Source organism: Prevotella sp. P4-119, assembly GCF_002251345.1.
Taxonomy (GTDB): Bacteria; Bacteroidota; Bacteroidia; order Bacteroidales; family Bacteroidaceae; genus Prevotella.
The window spans coordinates 26,575-35,692 of the sequence record NZ_NPJB01000108.1 but is presented as its reverse complement, the minus strand read 5'-3'; the positions used below and the strand labels follow the sequence as shown (position 1 = coordinate 35,692).

The following is a 9,118-nucleotide window of genomic DNA, read 5'->3' as shown; positions in this document are numbered from 1 at the left end:
GAGCAGGAACCGCAGTCTGCCCTGAAGCGATTTACACGGATGTTCTGGGATTCCAGAAGAGCGAAGAATCTCTTATGGGTGTCTGCCTGATGAAAACGCACATTCGTGTTACCATCGCTGTTCTCGACATAGACAATCATGTCACCGATGACATATACGCCAGGTCTGTAGCCGAGGAACTTCTTGTATGTCGGTTTTGCATCATACTTCTCTGTTTCAAGGAACTGATGGTCGAAATCAACATCGTAGGTTTCCACCTCATTCAGTTCACCAGTGGAAACCAAGGCTTTTATAAGCAAGGCGTTGAGCTTGTCTGCCGTATTGAAATCATAGGTCTTGCCCTTATCGGAAGTATATGAGATGTTTTCCTGTGTCAGTTCCTTGATGGCTCTGAGGATGGTATCAGAGCTGCATGTGCGCAAGGTCGGATGATACGAGAGATGACGCATCAGATGCGATGTTACATCCTCCACGCATGAACCGCCACAGAAGTATACGCTCATCAGAGAACGAATAATTTCGCTGTACTGGTATCCGATGATACTGCGGCATCTCTGACCAAGTGTCTGGTCGATAATAGGTGAAAGCATGGAGTCAAATTGCTCCATGATTGAAAAAATTCCTCCAAAAGGTGTGAGTTTTTCAGATTTTATTTGTACCTTTGCCATGTCTTGTTACGATTTACGCTTGTTTTGATTTGCAACACTAAGATAAGTGAAAAATCTGACATGGCAAAATCCTGAGCAACTTTTTGTTGCTCAGGAACTTATAAATAAAGTTAAATCAAAGTGTTGCGGAATTAAGGTTTGTGTAATTTTGTAATCGTTATGCGGCAGTAATAATATACATATTAATACGAGTTAGTAATCCTGTAGTTCTCACATGCTACGAGGAGGTATTAAAAGGTGCGTTTCGACAATGCATCTATTGTAGTATATTATTGCTTAATCCAAATGAATATTATAAATTTAGGAATTCTTGCTCACATTGATGCAGGAAAAACTTCCGTAACCGAGAATCTGCTGTTTGCCAGTGGAGCAACGGAAAAGTGCGGCCGTGTGGATAATGGTGACACCATAACAGACTCTATGGATATAGAGAAACGTAGAGGAATTACTGTTCGGGCTTCTACGACATCTATTATCTGGAATGGAGTGAAATGCAATATCATTGACACTCCGGGACACATGGATTTTATTGCGGAAGTGGAGCGGACATTCAAAATGCTTGATGGAGCAGTCCTCATCTTATCCGCAAAGGAAGGCATACAAGCGCAAACAAAGTTGCTGTTCAATACTTTACAAAAACTGCAAATCCCGACAATTATATTTATCAATAAAATTGACCGTGACGGTGTGAATTTAGAGCGTTTGTATCTGGATATAAAAACAAATCTGTCTCAAGATGTCCTGTTTATGCAAACTGTTGTCGATGGATTGGTTTATCCGATTTGCTCCCAAACATATATAAAGGAAGAATACAAAGAATTTGTATGCAACCATGACGACAATATATTAGAACGATATTTGGCGGATAGCGAAATTTCACCGGCTGATTATTGGAATACGATAATCGATCTTGTGGCAAAAGCCAAAGTCTATCCGGTACTACATGGATCAGCAATGTTCAATATCGGTATCAATGAGTTGTTGGACGCCATCTCTTCTTTTATACTTCCTCCAGAATCAGTCTCAAACAGACTTTCAGCTTATCTCTATAAGATAGAGCATGACCCCAAAGGACATAAAAGAAGTTTTCTAAAAATAATTGACGGAAGTCTGAGACTTCGAGACATTGTAAGAATCAACGATTCGGAAAAATTCATCAAGATTAAAAATCTAAAGACTATTTATCAGGGCAGAGAGATAAATGTTGATGAAGTGGGGGCCAATGATATCGCGATTGTAGAAGATATGGAAGATTTTCGAATCGGAGATTATTTAGGTACTAAACCTTGTTTGATTCAAGGGTTATCTCATCAGCATCCCGCTCTCAAATCCTCCGTCCGGCCAGACAGGTCCGAAGAGAGAAGCAAGGTGATATCCGCTCTGAATACATTGTGGATTGAAGACCCGTCTTTGTCCTTTTCCATAAACTCATATAGTGATGAATTGGAAATCTCGTTATATGGTTTGACACAAAAGGAAATCATACAGACATTGCTGGAAGAACGATTTTCCGTAAAGGTCCATTTTGATGAGATCAAGACTATCTACAAAGAACGACCTGTAAAAAAGGTCAATAAGATTATTCAGATCGAAGTGCCACCCAACCCTTACTGGGCCACAATAGGGCTGACGCTTGAACCCTTGCCGTTAGGGACAGGGTTGCAAATCGAAAGTGACATCTCCTATGGTTATCTGAACCATTCTTTTCAAAATGCCGTTTTTGAAGGGATTCGTATGTCTTGCCAATCTGGTTTACATGGATGGGAAGTGACTGATCTGAAAGTAACTTTTACTCAAGCCGAGTATTATAGCCCGGTAAGTACACCTGCTGATTTCAGACAGCTGACCCCTTATGTCTTCAGGCTGGCCTTGCAACAGTCAGGTGTGGACATTCTCGAACCGATGCTCTATTTTGAGTTGCAGATACCCCAAGCGGCAAGTTCCAAAGCTATTACAGATTTGCAAAAAATGATGTCTGAGATTGAAGACATCAGTTGCAATAATGAGTGGTGTCATATTAAAGGGAAAGTTCCATTAAATACAAGTAAAGACTACGCCTCAGAAGTAAGTTCATACACTAAGGGCTTAGGCGTTTTTATGGTCAAGCCATGCGGGTATCAAATAACAAAAGGCGATTATTCTGATAATATCCGCATGAACGAAAAAGATAAACTTTTATTCATGTTCCAAAAATCAATGTCATCAAAATAATGGAGCGGTCAGGAAATTTCTATAAGGCAATACAGTTGGGATATATACTTATCTCCATTCTTATCGGATGTATGGCATATAATAGCCTCTATGAATGGCAGGAGATAGAAGCATTAGAACTTGGCAATAAAAAAATAGACGAGCTCCGAAAAGAAATAAACAATATCAATATTCAAATGATAAAATTTTCTCTATTGGGTGAAACAATACTGGAATGGAACGATAAAGATATCGAGCATTACCATGCACGGCGTATGGCAATGGACAGTATGCTCTGCCGTTTCAAGGCCACCTATCCAGCAGAGCGCATCGATAGTGTGCGCAGTCTTTTAGAGGATAAGGAACGACAGATGTTCCAGATAGTCCGGTTAATGGATGAACAACAATCTATTAACAAGAAGATAGCCAATCAAATTCCGGTTATTGTGCAGAAAAGTGTGCAGGAACAGTCCAAAAAGCCAAAACGAAAAGGTTTCTTGGGCATCTTTGGCAAAAAAGAGGGAACGAAGCCAACGACAACAACGACTACGCTCCGTTCATCCAATAGAAACATGGTCAACGAACAGAAAGCGCAGAGCCGTCGATTGTCAGAACAAGCCGATAGTCTTGCTGCCCGTAATGCAGAACTTAGATGTCACAGGGACAGGTCATTGACATCATGACTTATAATTCTTACAGTTTTACAGTTTTACAGTTTTTGAAAAGGAAAAATAGGTTTCGGATTCTTAAAACACGAGGACAGGTTTCTGTTTCTTGGACCATAACTCTTGGGGTGTGGAGTATGTTTTTATGAACGGAATTTTTGTTGCCATATACCTATAAAAACAAAAACGACCCGCTCATTTGAGCATCGTTGAGAGGCTTGGCGGGTTCTGGTACTGCAAAGGTAAAGCATTTATTTGGATTGTGCAAGGCTTTTGGAAGAAAAGTGTGGAAATGGAGGTGATTTTTAACAGATGTTAGGTGTTTCGAGATGCAAAATGCGGCATCTGCAAACCAATGTGGGTCATCTACAAACCATAGCACCCGAAATAGTGCAGAATGGTGTGTATAATTGTTAAATTGCCAAAATATTGAAAAACTTTCTGATGATTTTGATGATTATGTGAAAGAAATTGAGTATTTTTGCAGAGCAGGTATTATATCTTATACACTTCTGCAAAGAAAAGCATGATTAAACTTGTTAATAATAGCAACGTATGACTGCATTGCCAACCATATACATTACCCTATACAACCGACGCCAAACCGAGAGCAATCAAACTTGTTTGAATTGCCGAGGCGCGAAGGAGGAAGACGCAGTCAACCGCCTGACTCATAATGATTTAGGGGAGGGTTACTTGTTGTGGCATAGCATCGTCAGCGATATATAACATCATACACAGAGCCTTCCGCAGGTGTCAGTCAGTGGCACCGGCGGAAGGCTCTGTGCGTTTGTGCTGTTCAAAAATACTAATACAACAAAATAATTGACAATGACGAAAAAAGATTTTTATGACTCAATCAAGAACAACTTGGCAGAGCTGAGGAAGTTCTTTGCAGAGATGCCTAAAGGTGGTGACTCGCACAACCATTTGACAGGCTCTGCTTATTATCTTCCCATGACAGGTAGAGAACATCATGGCGATGAAAATGGACAAACAACAACCTATTTCACGCAGTATAAAGTAACATTCAAACTCAATAAAAAGTAATATTATGAACATAATCAAGAAAACTATATTGCTGTTGTGCCTCATCTTTTCTATCTCAACGAAAGTGGGAGCTCAAGAATTTAACGAATTTGTATTAACCTATGGTAGTACAGTAGAAAATTTTGGTTATGTATATCTTTTAGGCAACAAAAAAAAGTATTACAAATTTGAAACAAACACTGAACTTACGTTTACTTGGTACGCAGGTGGTAATGAAAATACAAAGGATTTAGGAGGGTATTGGAGTGAGAGTACTGTATCATTTGAATTGAAATTGCCCGATAACAGTGATTATTATAATGTTGTAAAGCTAAAATTATATAAAGGAGAATATGATATGACATTTAATTTTGTTCCAGGTAATCACGCAAAGGTTGAGGTTAAGATTACCAAACACCAACATAGCTCATCACAAATATCCTCTGAAGCTACCTGTACAACGGTAGGACACTCTGTCCAATGTGATGTTTGTGGGGCTTGGGGATGGAACAATGATGGAACTTTTACAAATACAACAGAAAACGACTATAAGCCAGTCTTGGGGCATGACTTTACGGGACAAGAATGGACTACAGACGAGGTGAATGGCAACAAATACAGAACATGCACAAGGTCTGGCTGCGAACATAAGCAATATACATACGATGTCGTGCCAGTTGAGCCAGCATTGGGTATAACGCTGAATGACGACGTGACACTAACATACCCACAGTCCTTGTCACCTGTCTATGCCAAGGACGGAATGATGTGGAAGGTGAAACTTGGCAAGACCACAGCCTGTGAGCTGTCACTGGGGCAGGTAAAGGGAATAGTTGCGCAATGGCCGCATAACAATACGGATCATCAGTGTGCAGACAAGAGTTGGGCAGACGGATGTTCGGTTGAAGGCTGTGCGGAAGGGCGAACACAACGTTGGGTTAACATCAACGGCAACAAGGTGGAGACAACTGCCATAACAGGTGATCTCGCTATTGCAAGCCTTACTCTCGACGATGCCAAGGGCTATGAGTGCGAAGCGGAATACACAGCCAATGCTGTCAGTTACGGGCGCACCATGACCAACCAATGGGGTACGCTATGTCTGCCATTTGAGATAAAATCCGACCAATATGCCACATGCAAGTTCTATGAGTTGAAGGAAGTGAAAGAAACGGAGATAGTCCTGACTGAGGTGACTGGAAACATCCCAGCCGGCACTCCCGTTTTGGTGCGCCGTAATACCGAAGGTACCAACATTTCATTAAATGCCACCAATGCAGCTATCACCGTAGCCCCCGCAGCAAGCAGTTCGGCAAATGGCTTTTCGCTTGTTGGCCGTTTCACAGCGTCTGGGGCATTACCGAAGGACAGTTACATCATCAGCAACAACAAGTTCTGGCGTGTGAGCAATTTGACCCCTAAGGAAGGTGTGACAGACGTGAAGGTGGGACCATTCCGTGCATATCTGCAAAGCAACGGCGTGCAGAACGTAAGGATGATGAGTCTGTCGATAGGCGACGACGACACAACGGCCATTGACGTGCTTAATGCCGCTGACGAAGGCGAGGCAGAGATATATGACCTCAATGGGCATCGTCTCCAAGGTTTGCAAAAGGGCATGAACATCGTAAAGAGAGGAAACAAGACAACAAAAGTAATCATTAAATAAAAACGGATATGAAGAAGAAAGAATACGTGCATCCGAAGATGCACATCTACGAGATAAGTAAAATGCAGCTCCTCGCAGGCAGCGAAACTCTCCGTATTGGTAATAATGGAGATGAAGATGTCCCTACGTCATCAGATGGCTCTATTTGGGGAGACTAACCGCACTTCGGTGTTACACATTAATTAATAATTAGATAATAATATGAAACAGAAGATATTAACATTCATGGTATGCCTGTTGGCTGGCATTACAGCCATTCATGCCCAGACGGAATCAGAATCGTCCATCGTCTCGTTCATTAAGACAGCAGATGACTGGAAGGTATTGGAAAGTATGTCAGTAAGCGACAACAAGGTTGTTTACACTCTTAAAGATGGATCACAATTAACAGCAGATGTCACTCATGGACAAGAGGCTGAATTGCCCGTTTACAATGCCATTTATTGTGTTCCCGGGACACTTGGTACCCCTCTATTGGCAGAATACAGCCAGTCTGGTCAGCTAATCCTGATGGGAACAGCCAATCAAGATGATATAGATCAAACCGTTTACCTTGACGATAGCAAAAAAGCCTCGTTTACATCAGCCGATTTTAGCCATCTTGATATGTCAACAGTGACAGGATTCAGAGGCTTTTTGCAAGAATATACTAATCTTAAGCGGGTTGACTTCGGTGGCAAAATACACAGCAATGTAACTGATTTGTATCAAATGCTTGTTTGGTGTACAAATCTTGAAGAAGCAGATTTCAGCGGCTGTGATTTTTCCGGAGTAACTGTTTATACCAACTTCTTAAACAATTGTCCCAATCTGAAGACCATAAAGGCTATTGGGTGTAAAGATAAGACCTTGGAAATACTTCGGAATGCGTTAAGCAACGCTGGTTTGAGTGGAAAAGTCGAAATCGTGACGACAGAATCTACATCAACGACAACAGAATAAGAGCTGCTATACTCAGCTGAACTTTATAAAGGGTGTATATGCCATAGCTGACTGGTATATACACCCTTGGATGTCACAGGGACAGGTCATTGACATCATGACTTTCAATCCTTACGGCTTACAGTATTACAGTTTTTGAAAAGGAAAAATAGGTTTCGCGAGGACTGTTCCTGTTTCTTGGATAACGCCAATTCACACCAAGCGTTACAATATAACAATATAACAGTTTCCAAAAACGATTTTTTGCGTTACAGTTGACAGTTGACAGTTTCCAAAAACGATTTTTTGCGTTACAAATAACAGATAACAGTTTTGGGAAATGAATTTTTTTAGTTGCCTACGGCAAGAAATCTTTGGAGGAAATCTTTTTTAAGATGTTGCTTCGCAAGAAATAATCTGTAATTCAGGGAGGTAGTAAACAAAATCTTTAACTAAGATGAAGTCTGAGGTCTGAAGTCTGAGGTCTGAGGTCTGAAGTCTGAGGTCTGAGGGAGTGGTCTTTATCATCCTACGAAAATCTTTCTCTGTGTTCTCCGTGTGGTCCGTGGATTTTTTTGGGGTAGCCTGAAGGCTAGAAATCTTTGGAGGAAATCTTTAATAAAAATATGGCCTACGGCCAGAAATATATCATCGGCATTTAGACGGAATTTATGCAGAAACAAAAATCTTTAACTCTAATCTCTAACCTCTAACCTTTAACCTTTAACCTTTAACCTTTAACCTTTAACCTTTAACCTATAACCTCTAACCTTTAACCTTTAACCTTTAACCTTTAACCTCTAACCTTTAACCTAAACACTGTTCCGTGGATTTTTATGGCGCAGCAATCTTAAATATAAAAAGAGAATCTGTTTAAAGGGACTGGTAGAGGGCTTCGTACTGACGGGCAACCTTCAGGTGGTCGTGGTGGCGATCTACATAGGTGATGCTTTCGCGCTTGAGACGTGGCAGACACTCAGGATGGAGCACCAACTGCTCAAGGGCATGGAAGACACTCTGCTCGGTCGGTTCAACGTTGATGATGGGACGCAACTCGTTCTCCTGGATAATCTCGTAGTTTTCGGGTTCGCCACCTCCTACAACGACAATACCTTTGGACATGGCAAGGAGGGAATTCATGGATGGCGTATAGCTGTAGAGCTGGTCGAGGATGACATCGGAATTGTTCATCATCAACTGGTATTCGGCATAAGGCACGGAGTATGCTGTGCGCAGTTCTACACGGTCGGGATAACGCTCAACGATGGCTTGTGCAGCACGCAACATGATGTCAGTTCCCTTGTAGGCACTACGCTTACGGTCGATGCCGATGAACAGGCGCAGACGTGGATGAGACGGGATAGTGGGTGGCGTCTGGCGCACGATGGGCAGGGGGATGAAATGGGTCTTGGCAGGATAGTGCAGTTGGTAGCACGCCATATACTCGTAGAGACATGCTACGATGGCGTCGCAGTCGTTGGCAATATGTCGGGTGAGTTTTTCGTGAGAGGTGTTCACCCAGACGTCAAGGAGATCTTGAGAGGCAGCATCGGTGCGCACCATATTGCCGAAGTTATGGTCACTATAGCGCAGCGGTTTCTCTTCGATGCAGGTTCTTGCCCATATCGAGTCCTCGCCAAAGGCTCCGAGAATCATCTTGCCGTTGTGGCGTCGCAGGAAGCGGTAGATAGGAAACAGGCGTTCGGGACGCAGGTCGAAGCAGATGGGATTGATGAGCTGCACCACATCATAGCCTGTGAGTCGTGGAAGGATGCGCGTCCAGAGGTTGAGGAGGTAGCGCACTCCGTCAATGTGGGAGGGTGATTTTCTGATGACCGAGATGTCACGAGGATAGTTGCGCCATCCGTTGCCGTTGGAAACAACGGTCACCTCATGCCCCAGACTGCGCAACCCCTGACTGAGGTTGGCATGGAGTCCACTGTAGTCGTTGACGAGAAGAATGCGCATAGGAGATG

General features: G+C 42.4%; 6 protein-coding genes and 2 pseudogenes. 6 read left to right on the top strand and 2 right to left on the bottom strand.

What is annotated here, in order from left to right; genetic code table 11:
* A pseudogene (locus CIK89_RS13205) lies at window positions 1–668 on the bottom strand (IS1380 family transposase); the annotation flags it as partial.
* A 285-nt stretch (window positions 669–953) separates the two neighbouring features.
* Here CIK89_RS13205 and tet(Q) point away from each other — a divergent pair.
* From tet(Q) to CIK89_RS13180, 6 genes and pseudogenes are all read left to right on the top strand, one after another.
* Window positions 954–2,879, top strand: coding sequence for a tetracycline resistance ribosomal protection protein Tet(Q) (gene tet(Q) / locus CIK89_RS13200; RefSeq protein WP_002560998.1), 1,926 nt, complete (start codon window positions 954–956; stop codon window positions 2,877–2,879).
* Window positions 2,879–3,508, top strand: a pseudogene (locus CIK89_RS13195) (histidine kinase); the annotation flags it as partial. The gene tet(Q) and the pseudogene CIK89_RS13195, both read left to right, overlap by 1 nt.
* Window positions 3,509–4,354: 846 nt before the next feature.
* Window positions 4,355–4,573 (top strand): hypothetical protein, encoded by a 219-nt coding sequence (locus CIK89_RS13190; protein WP_094391818.1) that lies wholly within the window; start codon window positions 4,355–4,357, stop codon window positions 4,571–4,573.
* A gap of 337 nt (window positions 4,574–4,910) precedes the next feature.
* Window positions 4,911–6,221: a hypothetical protein gene (locus CIK89_RS13185; protein ID WP_144007426.1), complete on the top strand. Its 1,311-nt coding sequence runs from the start codon at window positions 4,911–4,913 to the stop codon at window positions 6,219–6,221.
* Between the two features lie 8 nt (window positions 6,222–6,229).
* A complete protein-coding gene (locus tag CIK89_RS13665) occupies window positions 6,230–6,379 on the top strand; it encodes a hypothetical protein (RefSeq protein ID WP_158214834.1) in 150 nt (49 codons plus the stop codon).
* Window positions 6,380–6,422: 43 nt separating this feature from the next.
* Complete coding sequence (locus CIK89_RS13180; RefSeq protein ID WP_094391816.1) at window positions 6,423–7,163, top strand: pentapeptide repeat-containing protein; 741 nt, start codon at window positions 6,423–6,425, stop codon at window positions 7,161–7,163.
* 852 nt (window positions 7,164–8,015) lie between these two features.
* Here the strand turns inward: CIK89_RS13180 and CIK89_RS13175 are convergent.
* Window positions 8,016–9,110, bottom strand: coding sequence for a glycosyltransferase (locus CIK89_RS13175; protein WP_094391815.1), 1,095 nt, complete (start codon window positions 9,108–9,110; stop codon window positions 8,016–8,018).
* Window positions 9,111–9,118: the final 8 nt, after the last annotated feature.

Excerpts from the sequence above, each read along its gene's own strand:
- CIK89_RS13190 (WP_094391818.1), top strand. The coding sequence starts at position 4,355 with ATGACGAAAAAAGATTTTTATGACTCAATCAAGAACAACTTGGCAGAG.
- CIK89_RS13185 (WP_144007426.1), top strand. The coding sequence starts at position 4,911 with ATGACATTTAATTTTGTTCCAGGTAATCACGCAAAGGTTGAGGTTAAG.
- CIK89_RS13180 (WP_094391816.1), top strand. The coding sequence starts at position 6,423 with ATGAAACAGAAGATATTAACATTCATGGTATGCCTGTTGGCTGGCATT.
- CIK89_RS13175 (WP_094391815.1), bottom strand. The coding sequence starts at position 9,110 with ATGCGCATTCTTCTCGTCAACGACTACAGTGGACTCCATGCCAACCTC.
- CIK89_RS13665 (WP_158214834.1), top strand. The coding sequence starts at position 6,230 with ATGAAGAAGAAAGAATACGTGCATCCGAAGATGCACATCTACGAGATA.